The sequence below is a fragment of the Acidobacterium sp. S8 genome, assembly GCF_009765985.1.
GTDB lineage: Bacteria > Acidobacteriota > Terriglobia > Terriglobales > Acidobacteriaceae > Alloacidobacterium.
On record NZ_LMUM01000008.1, the window covers coordinates 52,113 to 68,825 of the forward strand.

Annotated in this window: 21 protein-coding genes; 12 read left to right on the forward strand and 9 right to left on the reverse strand. The window is 55.3% G+C overall.

Going from position 1 to position 16,713, the window contains the following annotated elements; all coding sequences use genetic code 11:
• Positions 1–23 precede the first annotated feature (23 nt).
• Positions 24–182, reverse strand: a complete 159-nt coding sequence (locus tag GSQ86_RS02345) for a hypothetical protein (protein WP_158748353.1) — start codon at positions 180–182, stop codon at positions 24–26.
• A gap of 53 nt (positions 183–235) precedes the next feature.
• Between GSQ86_RS02345 and GSQ86_RS02350 the strand changes: the two genes are divergently transcribed.
• A complete protein-coding gene (locus GSQ86_RS02350) occupies positions 236–2,509 on the forward strand; it encodes an ATP-binding protein (RefSeq protein WP_254062084.1) in 2,274 nt (757 codons plus the stop codon).
• Complete coding sequence (locus GSQ86_RS02355) at positions 2,506–3,861, forward strand: sigma-54 dependent transcriptional regulator (protein WP_158748354.1); 1,356 nt, start codon at positions 2,506–2,508, stop codon at positions 3,859–3,861. The genes GSQ86_RS02350 and GSQ86_RS02355 overlap by 4 nt, the downstream gene beginning before the upstream one ends.
• Before the next feature lie 263 nt (positions 3,862–4,124).
• On the opposite strand, the gene era is transcribed toward GSQ86_RS02355, so the two are convergent.
• Positions 4,125–5,108 carry a GTPase Era gene (gene era, locus GSQ86_RS02360; protein WP_158748355.1) on the reverse strand — a complete coding sequence of 328 codons (984 nt, stop codon included), beginning with the start codon at positions 5,106–5,108 and terminating at the stop codon, positions 4,125–4,127.
• A gap of 3 nt (positions 5,109–5,111) precedes the next feature.
• Complete coding sequence (locus GSQ86_RS02365; RefSeq protein ID WP_254062085.1) at positions 5,112–5,723, reverse strand: thioredoxin domain-containing protein; 612 nt, start codon at positions 5,721–5,723, stop codon at positions 5,112–5,114.
• A gap of 76 nt (positions 5,724–5,799) precedes the next feature.
• Between GSQ86_RS02365 and GSQ86_RS02370 the strand changes: the two genes are divergently transcribed.
• Positions 5,800–6,201, forward strand: a complete 402-nt coding sequence (locus GSQ86_RS02370; RefSeq protein WP_158748357.1) for a vitamin K epoxide reductase family protein — start codon at positions 5,800–5,802, stop codon at positions 6,199–6,201.
• On the opposite strand, the gene GSQ86_RS02375 is transcribed toward GSQ86_RS02370, so the two are convergent.
• From GSQ86_RS02375 to GSQ86_RS02390, 4 genes are all read right to left on the reverse strand, one after another.
• Positions 6,191–7,480 (reverse strand): hemolysin family protein, encoded by a 1,290-nt coding sequence (locus GSQ86_RS02375; protein WP_158748358.1) that lies wholly within the window; start codon positions 7,478–7,480, stop codon positions 6,191–6,193. The two genes, GSQ86_RS02370 and GSQ86_RS02375, sit on opposite strands and share 11 nt — an antisense overlap.
• Entirely contained in the window at positions 7,477–8,004 is a 528-nt protein-coding gene (gene ybeY, locus GSQ86_RS02380; RefSeq protein WP_254062086.1) for an rRNA maturation RNase YbeY, read from the reverse strand. The genes GSQ86_RS02375 and ybeY overlap by 4 nt, the downstream gene beginning before the upstream one ends.
• A gap of 35 nt (positions 8,005–8,039) precedes the next feature.
• Positions 8,040–9,053 (reverse strand): PhoH family protein, encoded by a 1,014-nt coding sequence (locus tag GSQ86_RS02385; RefSeq protein WP_158748359.1) that lies wholly within the window; start codon positions 9,051–9,053, stop codon positions 8,040–8,042.
• 270 nt (positions 9,054–9,323) lie between these two features.
• Positions 9,324–9,932 carry a DJ-1/PfpI family protein gene (locus tag GSQ86_RS02390; RefSeq protein WP_158748360.1) on the reverse strand — a complete coding sequence of 203 codons (609 nt, stop codon included), beginning with the start codon at positions 9,930–9,932 and terminating at the stop codon, positions 9,324–9,326.
• Positions 9,933–10,105: 173 nt separating this feature from the next.
• Here GSQ86_RS02390 and GSQ86_RS02395 point away from each other — a divergent pair, with 173 nt between their 5' ends.
• A complete protein-coding gene (locus GSQ86_RS02395) occupies positions 10,106–10,993 on the forward strand; it encodes an aldo/keto reductase (RefSeq protein WP_158748361.1) in 888 nt (295 codons plus the stop codon).
• A gap of 345 nt (positions 10,994–11,338) precedes the next feature.
• Positions 11,339–11,611: a hypothetical protein gene (locus GSQ86_RS02400; protein WP_158748362.1), complete on the forward strand. Its 273-nt coding sequence runs from the start codon at positions 11,339–11,341 to the stop codon at positions 11,609–11,611.
• Between the two features lie 19 nt (positions 11,612–11,630).
• Here GSQ86_RS02400 and GSQ86_RS02405 read toward each other — a convergent pair whose 3' ends face one another.
• Positions 11,631–11,924, reverse strand: a complete 294-nt coding sequence (locus GSQ86_RS02405) for a hypothetical protein (protein ID WP_158748363.1) — start codon at positions 11,922–11,924, stop codon at positions 11,631–11,633.
• Here GSQ86_RS02405 and GSQ86_RS02410 point away from each other — a divergent pair.
• From GSQ86_RS02410 to GSQ86_RS02430, 5 genes are all read left to right on the forward strand, one after another.
• Positions 11,919–12,077: a hypothetical protein gene (locus tag GSQ86_RS02410; RefSeq protein ID WP_158748364.1), complete on the forward strand. Its 159-nt coding sequence runs from the start codon at positions 11,919–11,921 to the stop codon at positions 12,075–12,077. The genes GSQ86_RS02405 and GSQ86_RS02410 overlap by 6 nt on opposite strands.
• Before the next feature lie 213 nt (positions 12,078–12,290).
• Complete coding sequence (locus tag GSQ86_RS02415) at positions 12,291–13,031, forward strand: carbohydrate-binding family 9-like protein (protein ID WP_158748365.1); 741 nt, start codon at positions 12,291–12,293, stop codon at positions 13,029–13,031.
• A 44-nt stretch (positions 13,032–13,075) separates the two neighbouring features.
• Positions 13,076–13,420, forward strand: coding sequence for a PadR family transcriptional regulator (locus GSQ86_RS02420; protein WP_158748366.1), 345 nt, complete (start codon positions 13,076–13,078; stop codon positions 13,418–13,420).
• Positions 13,417–14,184 (forward strand): hypothetical protein, encoded by a 768-nt coding sequence (locus tag GSQ86_RS02425; RefSeq protein WP_158748367.1) that lies wholly within the window; start codon positions 13,417–13,419, stop codon positions 14,182–14,184. Before GSQ86_RS02420 ends, GSQ86_RS02425 begins: the two co-directional genes overlap by 4 nt.
• 549 nt (positions 14,185–14,733) lie before the next feature.
• On the forward strand, positions 14,734–15,363 hold the full coding sequence (locus GSQ86_RS02430; protein WP_158748368.1) for a pyridoxamine 5'-phosphate oxidase family protein: 630 nt from the start codon (positions 14,734–14,736) through the stop codon (positions 15,361–15,363).
• A gap of 26 nt (positions 15,364–15,389) precedes the next feature.
• On the opposite strand, the gene GSQ86_RS02435 is transcribed toward GSQ86_RS02430, so the two are convergent.
• Complete coding sequence (locus GSQ86_RS02435) at positions 15,390–15,848, reverse strand: hypothetical protein (protein ID WP_254062087.1); 459 nt, start codon at positions 15,846–15,848, stop codon at positions 15,390–15,392.
• Positions 15,849–16,051: 203 nt separating this feature from the next.
• On the opposite strand from GSQ86_RS02435, the gene GSQ86_RS02440 reads away from it, so the two are divergent.
• Both GSQ86_RS02440 and rpsT read left to right on the forward strand, forming a co-directional pair.
• Entirely contained in the window at positions 16,052–16,246 is a 195-nt protein-coding gene (locus GSQ86_RS02440) for a hypothetical protein (RefSeq protein WP_158748369.1), read from the forward strand.
• A 122-nt stretch (positions 16,247–16,368) separates the two neighbouring features.
• Positions 16,369–16,647, forward strand: coding sequence for a 30S ribosomal protein S20 (rpsT, locus tag GSQ86_RS02445; RefSeq protein ID WP_158748370.1), 279 nt, complete (start codon positions 16,369–16,371; stop codon positions 16,645–16,647).
• Positions 16,648–16,713 lie beyond the last annotated feature (66 nt).

The window sequence follows — 16,713 nt, forward strand, 5'->3', positions numbered from 1 at the left end:
CCACGCCTTTTACTTTTCTGTCACTATTTACCGCCACCGGCTAAGCCGCCAATGAGCGCACCGAAACCCGCAGCCACACCGATGAACCCGGCAGTACGCTTCTCTTTTTCTTTTTTCCGCGAGCTCCGCCGCGCCTCTGAATCGTCCGGGCGATAGAAGTTACGAGTTGTGCTGGCGCTCACTTCTGCATAGCATGCGCTACAAAACGCCTATAATCTTTGAGATCGGAGTTCGCATGCCCATCATGAAGAACAAGCGCGTTACCATCGCCGTACTTGGAGCCATCTCGCTTGTCCTTCTCCTGGTGTTGGCATCACTTAATGCATTCAAGCTGAATTTTCTCTATCCCCATAGCGTCGCGGCTATTTTTCTATTTACTACGCTCTCAGTTGTTGTCTTCCTGCTTTTCCTGCTCCTGCTTGTGCTGCTTTCGCGCAACATCCTCAAAATCTATGCCGACCGCCGCAGCCGCGTGCTGGGATCGAGGCTCCGCTCCCGTCTTTTGGTCGGCGCACTGGTGCTCTCATTCGCCCCTGCGGCATTCATGTTTTTCTTCAGCTTTGGGCTGATGAACCGTTCGATCGACCGGTGGTTCTCGCAGCCAGTCTCCGAACTGCGCGAAGATTCCACCCGCATCGCCCTTGAGCTCTCTCACTATGTCACTCAGAACGCTCGCGCAGAGGCTGAGTCCCTCGCGCGCTCTGAAGCAATTGCTTTGAATTACCAGGCTGAAAATACAAATGCGCTGTTGGATGAGATTCGCACCCACCGCATTACCCTGCAGGGCGGCTTTGCTGTGCTCTATCGCGACAATGCAGCGATCGTACAGTATCAGATGCCCCATCCAGAGGGCGCAGTAAAGATACGTACATGGTTGGATGACAATGCAAGGGTGACAGTGCACGAGGAACCATTGATCGAGATTGTGCATAAGGCGGCCCAGCGCACGGATGAGCCAGTGCTTACGATCGGCGATACGGATTACGCCCTGGGCACCGCCACCACCTCGGGCGGCGGAGTCGTCGTTGTTGGCCTGCCACTTCCATCGGGTCTCAGTGCGACCGTGGCCGACGTTCGCGCGGGTACGCAGCAATACTGGGCCGTCTACCGCGAACGGCGCAGCATCCGCAGCACATACCTGCTGTTACTTCTGCTGCTCACAACGCTCACGTTTTTTGCCAGCAGCTGGCTGGCCTGGTTCTTTTCCAAGCAGATTACGCGGCCACTTGAAAATCTGGCAGAAGCAATGGACGGAATTGCTGCCGGGCGTTACGAGCAGCGCGTTACGATATCCGCAACGGAGGAGCTGGGCGAGCTGCTACAGGCATTCAACCATATGGCTGCCGATCTTGAGCAGAGTCGTATGATCGCAGAGCAATCCACGGCGCAGCTGTTTGAAGCAAATGCAACGCTGGAGGAGCGCCGCCGCGAACTCGAGACGATTCTCGAAACCATTCCCGGCGGCGTAGTCACCCTTGATGCGGCGTTGCATATTTCACAGGCAAACCAGGCTTTCGCCGACCTGCTGCCTCCGGGCACATTGCAGCCTCTGCAGGGTGTTCCACTCACCGCTGTTGTGCCTGAGGATGTGGGCAGCGAGTTGATGCTGCTGGCACGCCGCGCAAGGCGAATGGGCGTGGCTGCAACAGAATTTGATATCCGCCACCCGAAAGGCAAATTAAATCTTTCCGCCACCATGGCCATGCTGCCCCTGGGCGAAAAACGCCGCGGCTTCATACTTGTGCTGGAAGATGTAAGCGAATTTTTGCAGGCGCAGCGTCAGCTCGCATGGAAAGAGGTGGCGCAGCGCGTCGCGCATGAAATTAAAAATCCGCTCACGCCGATTGCTCTTTCTGCCGCACGCATCAAGCGGCACGTCGATCGCAATGCGCCAGAGTCGCCGGATGTCATCCGCTCCTGCAGTGACGTAATCCTTGGCTCAGTGGAAACATTGCGAACGCTGGTCGATCAGTTTGCGGCACTCGCACAATTTCCAACGGCGCATCCTAAACCTGCGGACCTCAATTTGATTGTCGAGAACGCCTTGCGTCTGTTTGAGGATCGACTTGAAAACATCCGGGTAGACAAGCATCTTGCGTCGAAGATCCCGCTTGTAATGGCAGATGCTGAAGCGATGAAACGCGCCGTCGCGAATCTCATCGACAACGCAGCCGAAGCCATGCAGGATAGTGGCCTGCGTGTGCTCTCGATCGAAACCGCGCTCACCGATCACCACGAGATGGCCGAGGTTATCATCAGCGACACCGGCCACGGACTCACCGACGATGCTCGCGAGCGTCTCTTTCTTCCCTACTTCTCAACCAAACAACGCGGTACTGGACTGGGTCTTGCGATCGCGGCAAAGATCGTTCAAGATCACCAGGGTGCCATTCGGGCTGAGCAGAACTCCCCGTCGGGCGCTCGATTTATTATCGAACTGCCGCTCGCGGCGAACGGCAATGGCACTGGCGATGCATGGCCCTCTGTGGTGAATAAGGCGGCCCGATGAACCACATATTGGTGGTAGATGACGAAGCCGATATCCGCAAACTGCTGGAAGAGATTTTTCGCGAAGAAGAATATGCGGTCGCCAGCACTGGGACCGGGAACGAAGCGCTGGTGCTGCTCCGCGACGTAAGCTACGATGTGATGCTGCTCGACATTTGGCTGCCCGACCGTGATGGTCTGGACGTGCTGAATGAAATTCGTTCGCTCGATACCGAAAACAAGCCCGAGGTCATCATCATTTCCGGACATGGCACGATTGAAACGGCGGTGCGTGCCACCAAGTTAGGCGCTTTCGATTTTCTGGAAAAGCCACTTTCGCTCGAACGCACGCTCATCGTCGTTAAGAACGCAATTGAGGCCCGACGGCTTCGCGTCGAAAATCTCGAATACAAACGCCAACTTGCGCTGCAAACGCCGATCACAGGCGAGAGTGTTCCCGCTAAAGCCCTGCGCCAGCAGATCAGGCTCATGGCGCCCACCAATGGTCGCGTGCTTATCTTCGGCGAATCGGGCAGCGGCAAGGAACTGATTGCGCGTGCCATTCACGCAGAAAGCCAGCGCCGCGAACGCGTCTTTGTTGAGCTGAATTGCGCCGCGATTCCCGAGGACTACATCGAGAGCGAGCTATTCGGCTATCGCAACAGCGCTATACCTGGCGGCCCGACCGAGAAGCGCGGCACCTTCGAACGCGCGGATGGCGGTACGCTATTCCTCGATGAAGTAGGCGACATGAGCCTTAAAACTCAGGCCAAAGTATTGCGCGCTCTCGATGAACAACGGTTTACGCCGGTTGGAGCGGTACACGCCATGAGTGTGGACGTTCGCGTGATCGCCGCCACAAATAAGAATCTCGAAGAAGAAATTGCCAAGGGAAACTTTCGCGAGGACCTTTTCTATCGCTTGAATGTCATTCCGTTTTACGTGCCGCCTCTGCGCGACCGCAAGGAAGACATTTCACTCCTGGCGCGTGATTTCCTCCGCGGCTTTGGCCGCGAATACGGTCGGCCTCGCGTCGAGCTCGCTGAAGACGCGATCGAACTACTCAAGCAGTACCATTGGCCGGGAAATGTTCGGGAGCTGAAGAACCTGATCGAACGTATCCTGATCCTCAATCCGCAGGCGCCGCGAATTGAGCGTAAACATCTCCCTATGCTCGTGCATCGCGGCGCAAGCAAGCATAGCGAAGATTTCAGCACGCTGCACCAGGCGCGCGAAGCATACGAGCGCGACTACATTTTGAAGAAGATCGATGAGTGTCACGGCAACATAAGCCGCGCTGCAGAATCACTTGGCCTCGAACGCAGCCATCTCTACAGAAAAATGCGAACACTCGGCATCAGCGTCCGGGAATAGTCTTCTGACTGAATAGTTGTCATCCTGACATCAAGAAGAAAGTCTTCATTCTGAGCGCGTACCTCGAGAAGAGTGCATGAGATCGTTTCGTCTCGATACACTCTTGCCGGCGTTTCACACTAAACGGTTGCGCGAACAGCATTTCACCGAAAGGATCTTTACATGGGAGGAAATAGACGATAGTTATCCTCCCCGCCCGCATCCCATGGATTCTTCGCTTCGCTCAGAATGACGACTCTATGGGGATCGATAACAAATTGACTCTATTTTTCTTCTTTTCGTTCGCCCAGCTCTTCCAGCTGTTTGCGCCAATCAAGCGATTCCACAAAGCCGCGCCGTTCACGCCAATTTTCTTCGACAATCACATGCAACTCAAGAAAAACCTGCGTTCCCAGAAGCGATTCGATTTCCTTACGGGCGTTCGTACCAATGCTCTTTAACTTGCTTCCGCCCTTGCCGATCAGAATCGCCTTCTGCCCGGCACGCTCGCAGTAAATTGCCGCAGCGATGCGCGTCACCGGCTTCTTATCATGCGGCTGGGGCTCTTCAAATCGCTCAATGACCACCGCCGAGGCATAAGGAACTTCTTCGCCCGTCTCCTGCAGAATGCGTTCGCGGATCAATTCAGCCACCAGAAATCTTTCAGGCTGATCCGTATATTGATCTTTGGGAAAATAGCGCTCACGTTCGGGCAGATACTCGACCAGCTTTTCAACCAGCCGCTCCAATCCATCACCTTTGCGCGCTGAAATTGGAAACACTTCGGCAAATGGATGCAGCGCGCTCAGCTGCGCAATCAGCGGCGCAAGCGTTTCCCTCGTGACAAGATCTATCTTGTTAATCACCAGAAACACAGGACAGTCGAGCTTCTTGAGCAGTTCGAAAACGAAAGCATCTTCACTGGCTCCGCGCTTTTTTTCGTCATTCTCTGACAACTCCAAACGCCGCGTCGCATCCACCATGACCAGAACCACGTCGCGACTTTCGAGCGCATCGTGAACCTCCTGCATCATGCGCCGGTCCAGCCACGATCCCGGCTTATGCACGCCTGGTGTATCTACAAAGACAATTTGCGCCGCCGAGTGCTTCCCCTTGCGCGCTGCAACCTCTACAACACCGTGAATACGGGTACGCGTCGTTTGCGGCTTGCTGGTGACGATCGCCACCTTTTCGCCCACGAGCGCGTTCAACAGCGTGGATTTTCCGGCATTCGGCCGTCCGAGAATAGATACGAATCCAGATCGCAAAAGTTACTTCCTCGCCTGTTTCGTATTGCCGCCTGTTTCTTCCACGGCTTCGTCAAGCATCGAATACAGCTTATTGAAGTCAGAGACCTGCGTAGCATTCGTGACTCCGTGTTTGTCAGTCACTACCCACACGGTGGGCGTCTGGTGCACGCCAAGCCTGATACCCAAGTCATAATCCGCCTTCACCTCGGCCGCCAGCTTGCCTTGCGGGTCGACGGCAAACGGCATCGCCATGCCATGATCCTTGGCAAATTTATCGGTAAAGTTGCGCAGATCGTCCGGTGTTTCAATGCTCGCCTGGTTAGCGAAGACGGCATCGCGGTAATCGCCGCCCAGCTTCTCGGATTTCGTATCGAACCAGCGGGCATTCACTGCCGCCTGCGTGCTCCAGCGATGATACTGAATGGGAAAGTCATGCCGTTCCCACGGAATGTGGTATTTCGCCGCGGCGTCTTTCAGCACCGGGTTCTCGTGCGCGCAGCTCGGACATTCAAGATCGGAAAACTCAATCATCGCCACCTTCGCTCCCGGCGGAGGCTTCAAACCGCTCTGCCCATGGGCCGCTGAAACAATCAGGGCTGCTGCGCCCATCCATGCAAAAAACGCTCGTGACATAAAAACTCTCATTCTCTTAAATTCTATCGCGTCGCCCAGCAGGGCGCGTCCAGATATTAGACTGGAACTAACTTCTATGCGTTATCTCATCGCGCTGCTCGCTATCGCTGGAATCGTAGCTTCTACCCTTGCGCTTCGTATCCACTACTCCATGGACGCGCCACCATGCGACATCAACGCGCACTGGGATTGCGGCATCGTCAATCACAGCCGCTATTCGGTCATCCACGGAATTCCTGTGGCCGCAATCGGCATCGTGGGCTACGCAGCCATCGCACTCTTTGCACTTACCCGCCGTTATTGGCTGACGCTGGCTGCTTCTATCGTTGGTCTGGCCTTCGCACTTTATCTCACAAATATTGAAGCACGCATCCTGCAGATCTGGTGCCTTTATTGCGTCATCTCGCAGACCATCATCGCGGTCATTACATTGCTCTCGATCGCAGCGGTCATCGGCCTACGCAAGGCTAAATCGTAGGGATGTGCTCCTCTCTGCGTGAAACGCGCAGACTCTCAATGCGCCTGTCTGTTGACGCGAGCACCTCAAAGCGCAGGCCATCTTCTTCAATGACTTCGCCCTGCATGGGAATTCTGCCGGCAACCTCGCTTACCAGGCCGGCAACTGTTGTTGCTTCATAGTCCTCGGGCCGTTCCCAGTGGTCACCGAATAGGTCTTCCAGCCGCTCAAGTTCGAGATTTCCCGGTACCAGCCATGCCCCATCTGCATCGCGCTTAGGAGTTTCGAGCTCATCCTCTTCGTGCTCATCCGCAATGGAACCGACGATCTCTTCAAGCAAGTCTTCAATCGTCACCAGTCCTGCAACGCCGCCGTATTCGTCGATGACGATGCGCATGTGCTGTTTCTCGCGCTGCATCTCGCGAAGCAATTCATTTACCTTCTTCGTTTCGGGCACAAAGGCGGCAACCCGCTGGATACTCGCAACTGTGCGTGTGCGCGCAGCTTCGTCAGACACTCGCAGCAAATCATGCGCAAATGCGATACCGGAAATGTGATCCAGCGTACCCTCGTAGACGGGCACGCGCGATACCGGGTGCTTTTCGATCAGAAGCAGCAATTCTTCGAGCGTCGCTGAACCCGGAATGGCAATTACCTCCGGACGCGGCGTCATCACCTCGCGCACCACCTTGTCGCCGAATTCGACCGCCGAACGCACGAGTTCCCGGTCGCCCTCTTCGATGATTCCTTCTTCTTCGCCAGCTTCGATCAGCGCGTCGACTGCCTCTGCTGTCGAGTCTTCTTCTTCCGGTTTTGGCGACTCCGCCAGGGCTGCAATCGAAAGCAAGAATCCGAGGAACAGTGTTACCGGCAACACCAGGTAAAACAGAGACCGCAGCAGCCAGCGCGTACGCGCCACCCACAATCCGCGGGTGCGCGTGAAGAAAACAAAGGGCAGCAGGCGGTTAAAGATGACGATGACCAGCACTACGCCCAGAACGGCCTGCCCGATCTCGCCGAGTGTGGGGCGATCCGTAATGGACGGGCGGTCAAAAAGCAGCATGCCGAAAATCAGCGTCAGGCATGCCAACGCCAATTGCGACAGCACTGCAGCCGATAGCATCACGTGCTCGCGGTTCAGACCCAGCCTTGGTTCTACAAGCTGTTCCCATGCGTCGATATTTTCCTGGAACTCGCGGGAAAGAAATTTCCCCATCTCGGAGTAGAGCCGGTCGACATAGGACGCCAGCGTTAATACCACCAGCAGGAGAAAGATGAATATGGCAGCTTCCACGTTCATTGCGCGCGGCTCCGGGCTTTTTTCACCGCACTATTCTTCGCTATTTTGGCACTGCTGCGTTGAATCAGACCCACCGGCAATCCAAGCTGCTTTCGCAATTCGTTTTCCTTGTCGGCCATCTCGCCGTCGTCCGTTTCGTGGTCGTAACCCGAAAGATGCAGCAATCCATGCAGCATCAATATCTTCACTTCTACCTGCAAGGGATGACCGTGCTCTTCTGCCTGCTTATGCGCAGTGTCAAGCGAGATCGCCAGATCCCCCGCCTGCTTCTTCGCCGCGCTGGGATGTTCCGCATCCACCGGGAAAGACAGCACGTCAGTCGCCTTATTCTTGCCTCGATAATCCCTGTTTAGCTCGCGGACGGTTTTGTCTGTTCCCAGCAGTACCGACACCTCTCCGCGCAGTTTGGCCGCCGATATAGCTTTCGACAGAAAGCCGCGCAGTTCGCGCATGTTCAAAGCGGAGTGATGAGACGAAGTCGCGGAGTCTGGGTCAGTCACGATCATGCAAAACGAGGAGGACACTTGAGTCCTCCTCTCTTTGATGGTATCAAGTTCTACTATTGAGGTTTGGCGACAGGTCTCGCTTCGTCCGTTTCCGGCATCGAGAGCGGAAGCTCCTGCTGCGCCCGGCCGAAGCCGTCATAGGCACGAATGATGCGCTGCACCAAGTGGTGTCGCACTACATCGCCGTCTTCAAATCGAATAAAGCGAATTCCATCCACGCCATCGAGGATATTCATCGCTTCCACCAGTCCGGACTTTCGCGGATTCGGCAGATCGATCTGAGTTACGTCGCCTGTAATGACCGCTTTGGCGTTGTTTCCAAGACGCGTGAGCAACATCTTCATCTGCTCGCTGGTCGTGTTCTGAGCCTCGTCCATGATGATGAAGGCGTCGTTGAGCGTGCGCCCGCGCATAAAGGCCAGCGGTGCCACTTCAATCACGTTCCGCTCCAGCATCTTGTCCACACGCTCCGGCTCCAGCAAGTCATATAGCGCGTCATAGAGGGGACGCAGATATGGATCGACCTTCTCCTGCAAGCTACCAGGAAGAAAACCGAGCCGCTCGCCTGCTTCCACCGCCGGACGCACCAGCACGATTCTGCTGACTTTCTTTGCCAGAAGCGCAGCCGCTGCCATCGCCACGGCAAGATACGTCTTCCCGGTACCGGCCGGCCCGATCCCGAAAACCATGTCCGTCTGTTCAATCGCCTCGACATAATGTCGCTGGTTGAGCGAGCGCGGCTGCACCATGCGCTTGATGCCCGCTGAGCGCTGCTTGCCGCTTTCAGCAAGACTGCGCAGCGTCACCGCCGGATCTGCCACCACAAGCTTCAGCATCCCATGGAGTTCCCCGTTGTGCAGGTTCGCTCCATTACGGCGCAGGTACTCATAGTCGCTGAAGACGCGTTCCACGCGAGCAAGGCTCTCCTGCGAGCCTTCCACATGCAAAGCATCTGATTTGAGGTCGATACGCACATGGAGAGCATCCTCCATGAGTCTCAGGTTTTCATCGCGGGTCCCGAACAGGGGCTCAAGATTCGGCGTGATTTCCAGCGCTTTTTTCATCAAGCGGAGAAATGACCTCCCAGGCAGGCTGCAGACACAGCCACCATGTGTAATTGGGTTGACGGAGATGGGGGGACGACAGGAAACAGCGTAGTTGCCACCACACCTATTGGATGCGGTGAGGAAAGCAACGGATTGGCCATTTGCACCAAATCTATGCCGTTTATGGGGTCAGAGTAGCGCCGCTCCGGCCCCGCGTCAATGCCCATTCCATAAAATTATGGCAAAGCCGTATCGAAGTGGTTCCCTGCAAGGTTCTATTGCGCCTGAAATTTACTTTGCCGCTCCCACAGGCTGCAACTTTGCCGCCAGATAGGTCTGTAGTACCGCTTGAAACTTTGCCAGCCATGCCGGATGCGCAGGCCACGCCGGCCCACTCACGAGGTTGCCGTCCACGATGGCATCGGTCATCGCCACCTCGACGTATTCCCCGCCCGCCAACTGTACCTCAGGAGCACAGGCCGGATAGGCACTCACCCGCCGCCCCTTGACGACACCTGCCGCAGCCAGCAACTGTGCCGCGTGGCATATTGCCGCTATCGGCTTCTTCTCATCGGCAAAATACCGCACAATTTCCAACACTTTCTCGTTCAGCCGAAGATATTCCGGCGCCCGGCCGCCCGGAATCACCAGCCCGTCATAATCCTCGACATTGATATCTGCAAACGTCGCATTCAACGCAAAATTATGCCCGCGCTTCTCCGAATAGGTCTGGTCGCCTTCAAAATCGTGGATCGCCGTACGCACAATCTGACCAGCCTTCTTGTCCGGACAGACTGCATGCACGGTGTGTCCGACCATCTGCAGCGCCTGAAACGGCACCATGATCTCGTAATCCTCAACGTAATCGCCCGCCAGCAGCAACAATTTTCCGGTAGCCATCGTCCACTCCTCCATGTCTGAGACTTCATTTTAGAATGGAGAACCGACGACAACGATTCCCTCTGTTCCCGGAAAACCTTGCAACTTGTCGTCCTGAGCGAAGGCAGTGAGAGTCGCAAGGCTCGCATTTCTCATCTACACAAGTGAAGCGTCTCAAGGAAAAGGAGCAACAAATGCCGCAGACCCAAGCCATCTCCGCCGCAGCCGCCGGAACTTTCACCATTGGTGGCGACCTCACCGTTAACCGCCTGGGCTATGGGGCGATGCGCATCACCGGCCCCGGCATCTGGGGACCGCCGAAAGATAAAGCTGCGGCGCTCGCCACACTCCGCCGCGCCGTCGAACTCGGTGTGAACTTCATGGACACGGCTGATTCCTATGGCCCCGCAACCTCCGAGGAACTCATCGCCGAAGCCCTTTATCCCTACCCGGCCGGCTTCGTCATCGCCACCAAGGGTGGATGGGAGCGCCCCGGTCCCGGCCAGTGGACCCACAATGCCAGTCCTAAACACCTTACGGAGGCACTCGAAGGAAGCCTCAAACGCCTCCGCGTGGACCGCATTGATGTTCACCAGTTGCACGCTCCCGACAATGCTGTTTCGTTCGAGGCCTCCGTCGAGACACTCGCCAAGCTGCGCGAACAGGGCAAGATTCGCCATGTCGGCCTCTCAAACGTCACTCGCGAGCATATCGAGCGCGCCCGCAAGATCGTCCCCATCGTCTCTATCCAGAACCGCTACAGCTTCGCTGACCGCGAATCGGACTACATCGTCGAATATTGCGAGCAGAACAACCTTGCCTTCCTGCCATGGGCCCCTCTTGGTCAGGCAAAGAAAGCCCACGAAGTTGTCGAGAAAGTGGCCACGGAACTGAAGGCAACACCGCTTCAGGTGGCTCTGGCATGGCTGCTCAAGCGATCGAAGGTCATCATCCCCATCCCCGGAACATCGTCTGCAGAGCATCTTGAAGAAAATATTGCAGCTGCGGGTCTCGAGCTTCCGGAAGCCTCGTACAAGGAGCTAGCGGCCGTCGAGCCTCCGCCAGCCAGCCTGCGCGGATAGGCGAAAATCCAGGAGAGTTATGTCGCTTTATTTGAGCGACTTACTCAAATTATTCGATGTCTTCGGATATGGACGAGAGATTCTATGGGTCGATAGCCTGACATGCTGGGTCCGCGATCGTTCTTGCAATCCTCAGCCATCGAGCTTACTTTTAAAGCATGCAGTTCAGCACCTTCAGCCCGATGTGTTCGATGTGTATGTGTTGCCATCCACGTGGGCGCGGAGGACTATGCTGCTGATCATCGCAATCAACTAGCGTAAAAGTTCTCAAAAGAGCGGCCCACGAGCATATCGTGGGCCGCTTTGTTTTTGCACATCCTACACACGAAACGGAAGGACCTGAACATGAAGTCACAACGCTACGCAGTTATTACCAGCCGCACACGCTCCGTCACTCGCCTGGGGTGGAAGTCTCCCTCGACGGCCGAGACATTTTGCGGCATCTGCATGCGTGGCGTAATTTCGCCTGAATTGGGGGCTGTCTGCTCATCCTGTGGGGGTGAAGTGTTGCGGACATTCGAAGTCTTCGACGGCGGCCAGCCTCTTCGGCCTGCACAGCGCAGCGCTTCGCCTACTGCTTTTTCTGTGGAACAGCCTGGCTGGGCTGTCTCGTCTTAGGCGATACATCCGCCAGCTGTCAGCCTGGGTAGGCCGGCACCTGCCCAGGCTTGAATTTACCTACGCCAGTAGACTGAAAGCTCAGGCGGCCATCATTTCCTTGCTCATCATCTTGCAGGATTCGGCGCATCTCCTGCACATTTCTGCGCAACGCATCATCATCTCGTCTTTGCCTGCCATCTGCTCGCACATGGCTGCACAACTCATGCACATCTCTGCGCACATCGAACACACTTTGCCGCACATCGGCGACATGCGCATCATGCAACGCATAGCCATCTGACACATATCCATGCAGTCTTCCATCATGCACATCATCTCCATCGTCATGGAGCCCTTCTTAACACTCATCATCATGGTTTCCATGCACATCGACATGCACATGGAGCAGTCATCCATACATCGCTGCATCGAAGGCGTACGTTCCATCATTCCCTGCATTTTCGTTTCTCCCGAATTGGTGTGATCTGGAGATCCGGCAATCTCACGGCTACCAGCTTACTCCAGAGAGACGATGAGGTGCTCCCGGAACAATCTCGACGGCGTGGGAAGGATGTTAACTTCTTTGATGATCAGAAAAGTCGGGCTTTTAATCTTTCGCCATCCTGAGCGGAGTGCGTAATCAATCGCAAGACTGCATGAACTTCGAAGTTGGAAAGCTGCATACAATAGCCACAAGATGCTCCGACCATTTCCTCTCCTCGCGCTCGCAATAATCTTCACTCTTACAGCTCCCGCACAAGAGCCGAAGCCACTCTCCTATGACTGCCATCGCACAACAACGCCGATCGTGATCGACGGAGATCTGGACGATCCTGCATGGAACAGCGCGCCATGGAGCTCCGACTTCGTCGACATTGAAGGATCAGCCAAGCCCACGCCGCGCTTCCATACACGAATGAAGATGCTCTACGACGACAAGTATCTCTATATCGCAGCCGAGCTTGAAGAGCCGAATGTCACCGGCACTCTCACCCAGCACGACTCCGTCATATTCCACGACAATGACTTCGAGGTTTTCATCAAGCCGCTCCCCGAGACGGAAAGCTACTATGAGTTCGAAATGAACGCACTCAACACCGGCTGGGACCTCTTCCTTAATAAGCCTTACAACCAGAATGGCAAAGCCGATAACAGCTGGGACATCCTCGGCCTCAAAACCGCCGTCGCCGTACAGGGAACGCTCAACAATTCAGGCGACACCGACAAAGGATGGACGCTCGAAATCGCTTATCCACTTACGGCCTTCAACTCTCGCCAGACGGTGCCGCAGCCGCAGCCAGGAACAACATGGCGTATCAACTTCAGCCGCGTCGAATGGAAGTCAGGTAACCCGAAGGAAGACAACTGGGTCTGGTCGCCGCAGGGTGTCATCAACATGCATGTACCTGATCGCTGGGGCTATTTACATTTTCGTTAAAATATCCGTTGACGATATATCCGCTACAGATATATATTTCCGACATGTCGTCGACTGCTTCGGCATCGCCGGAAAAGCATCTGCCGCTCACCCCAGCCGTCTTCGCTATTCTGCTTGCGCTTGTTGACGGCGAAAAGCACGGTTACGCCATCATGCAGGAGGCGCGCCAGCACACGACCATGGGCCCGGGCACCCTCTACGGCTCTATTGACCGTCTACTGGCCAGCGGCCTGGTGCGCGAAACCGGCATATCCGAAGATGAGCGACGCCGCTACTATGCGCTTACTGCTCTGGGAAAACGCGTCATCATGGCAGAAACGCAGAGGCTTGAGCGCGCTATCCAACTGGCGCGTCGCAAAGGGATCAAGGCGTCGGAGGCAAAAGCATGAAGCTCTCGGAACGCATCGTACTCTCGCTCTATCGCATCGAACTCCATCTTTATCCGGGTAAATTTCGCCGGCGCTACGCCCCGGAAATGCTGGAAGCAGCGCAACTCTCCTACAGCGAATCCAGATCGCCGCTGCTGTTCTCTCTCTCTCTTGCCATCGATGGCATCGTTGGTGCCACGCGGGAACATCTGCGGACTGCCACGACCTCGGTGCCGTCGATGGCAGTCATCACTATGCTGCTCACTTTCTCTCTCGTCGCGGTATCTGTCTTCCATCAACAGATTTTGCGTCGTGGCGCAGATCGAGCGCCTCAGCAAATCGTCTCCAGTCTTAAAGCGCACGCTTCTTCCATCGAAGAAGCGACCATCCTGCAGGCTGCCGCTCCAGCCGAGATCGCCAGCCCCGCGTGGCTGGAATCACAGTCGCCTTTTACCGCTATTTACAACGCTCAAGGAGACGTCGTCTCCGCCAATGCCACATTGCATGGAGCGCTGCCACAGCCTCCGCGCGGTATCTTCAAGCGTATGCGCGACAGCGGCCTCTATAAAGTCACATGGCAGCCTGAGTCGGGAATTCGCGTTGCGCTCGTTGGCGAACCCGCTGCTTCAGGACAATTTTTAGTTGCCGGACAAAGCCTCATCAAAGCCGAGACGAGGATAAGCCGTTTCGATCACATCCTGCTTTGGATCTGGGCAATGGAACTCTTTGGCATGCTACTGCTCTATCAAGTCAGAAGAGCAAAGGGTACTTCTTTGCCATCCTGAATGAAGCGAATGAAACCAACTTCAACACGCAACAAAATGTTGCATGTTGAACAAAACAGAGTAGCTTTATTTCCACAATAAATACGCCATTTCCACAGCACAAAATTTCTCAGACCCTCTTGCATTCTTTTTGAGCGGGAGTATGCTTCATTTCAACGGAAGAGAGATCTTCCAGAAGGAGAGAGAAGACAAGGAGCTATCGCGAGATCCGGCAACGGAACTCACAGGGCAATCAGGCAACTGAAGGCTCTCGGATGGATCTAAGAAAGCTCTCACAGCAGACGGAGCAACGGCAAGTACGGGGAGCGCGGGCCGCAAGGTTCGCAGGCCTCGAACAGGTCCGAAGTGAGAATCGGTTGTGATCTGGAAGCCGAACCAGAGCTTCTAAAAATCGGAAAATGAAGGGGCGAGATCCCGCAAGGGAAATCGCCCCTTCGCTTTTGTAGCTGTCACCATCCTGAGCGAAGCACCGGCCCCAATGATTGGTGAATCCGATGCGCATATCCTGGAATCCTTAATAACCCGGAGAATATAAGTCAGGGGGAATCCATGGGCCGACGCTTCGCCGAAATCGCCTTTACTCCGCTCGTCAAAGAACAGCAGAAGAAGCATGGCAGCCGGCGACAGTACGAGCGTGTCGAGCAGTCCATCATTGCAGGCAGCGAACTCGGCCCCGATGAGCAGGAGTTCATTCGCACACGCGACGGCTTCTATATGGCGTCAGTCAGCGAATCCGGCTGGCCCTATATCCAATACCGCGGTGGCTCCAAGGGCTTTTTGCGCATGCTCGATGAGCAGACTCTTGGCTTCGCCGACCTGCGCGGCAACAAGCAGTACATCAGCCTCGGAAACCTACAGCACGACGACCGCATCGCCCTCTTCCTGATGGATTACCCGTCGCAAAGCAGACTCAAAATCCTTGGCCACGCAGAATTTCACGAGGACGACGCATCGGCGAAAGAACTGATCGAGACGCTGCGCGTGCCGGAAGAAAAAACGCCCGCCGAACGCGCCATATTGATCCACGTCGAAGCCTTCGACTGGAACTGTCCGCAGCACATCACGCCGCGCTACACACAGGAAGAGTTGGCCACGATCCTCGAACCCATGCGCCTCCGCCTTGAAGCGCTGGAAAAGGAAAATGCCCTTCTGCGCGATAAAGCGAACGATATAGCCTGAGTTCAAGGAGCATCCGCGAAGATTACTCACTGCAAATATTGCTGCCATTCTTCACCTTCTGCGATTCGCTTCAGTAATACAAAGCGCCTCCGCAAAAGGCCGCGAATGTGCGGTACGAGAAAACCCCGGCCAACCATGCGTCCGGCAAACCCGAACGGCATGCTGAAACGCACTTCGTCCTGAAGTAGTACTGTGCCATCGCCCCGATCCTCAAAATGATGATCGTGCTCAAAGCTGGCGAAGCGTCCAGCAATCATGCTGTCGCGGAAAAACACAGGAGGCTCAAACGGTTCGATCAGGCTTTCATGGAATTGCGGTATGCCCAGTTGCCAGCCCTCCCACCGCACCGTATCCCCCCGAAGCACAAGCCCTGACGTACGCCCTTTTACCGGATGCATACCCAGTTCCATCTCGACGATTGCCAGACTTGTCGAAAGCAGGAAGCAGCGATCGATGGGAGCTCGCACCACAATTTCGTCGCACAAGGTAAAGACATGCTCCATGACCCAAATCATACGGATACAGAACATGAAACCGGAGCTAAGGCGACGTTGGCTTTGGAAGGATGAAATTCCGGTTTGTTGGAACTATTCCTTTGCGTTACGATGTTGCCGGTCCTGAATCAGAGCAAAAGGCGCATGCCGGTGGCTTAAAGATCAGGCGTTCGAATTAAATTCTAGGAGACCACATGGCCGACGACGAGATTTTGAAGAACCAAACCACCATTCTCGAAAATCAGAAAACCATCCTCGATAATCAGGAAACCATCAAGCAGAATCAGAAAACGCTGGACGAGATCCTGTCGAATCAAAAAAACATTCTCACAAATCAGACGGAAATCCTGGCGAATCAGAAAGAAATTCTGGCCGCGATCAAGCACTGATTCCCCCATGCGAAAGCTTGCCTAAATCCTCAAAAACCCATACACTTATACTTTGTGGGGGATGTGGCTAGTGTGTCTCTTCTGCCTGCATCCCATTCCCAAAGGAAAGTTAAGGATTCACCATGGCAAACCATGTTTCATCGTTGAAGCGCGCCCGTCAGACCGAGAGAAAGACTGCGGTGAACCGCGCCAACAAGAGCCGCATCCGCGGTAGCCTGCGCCTCCTGCGCGACGCCATCGCCAAGGGCGACGTTACTGCCGTCAATGAGCAGTTCAAGCAGACCGTCTCCGCCCTCGACAAGAGCGTACAGAAGGGCGTACTCCACGACAACACCGCTTCGCGCTACAAGAGCCGTCTTGCTGCTCGCGTGAAGGCTGTTTCCGTGAAGAAAACCGCTTGATTTCTTAGACTTACGACAAAAGGCCGGAGAATCTCCGGCCTTTTTCTTTTGCCGCGTCTTCGCCCT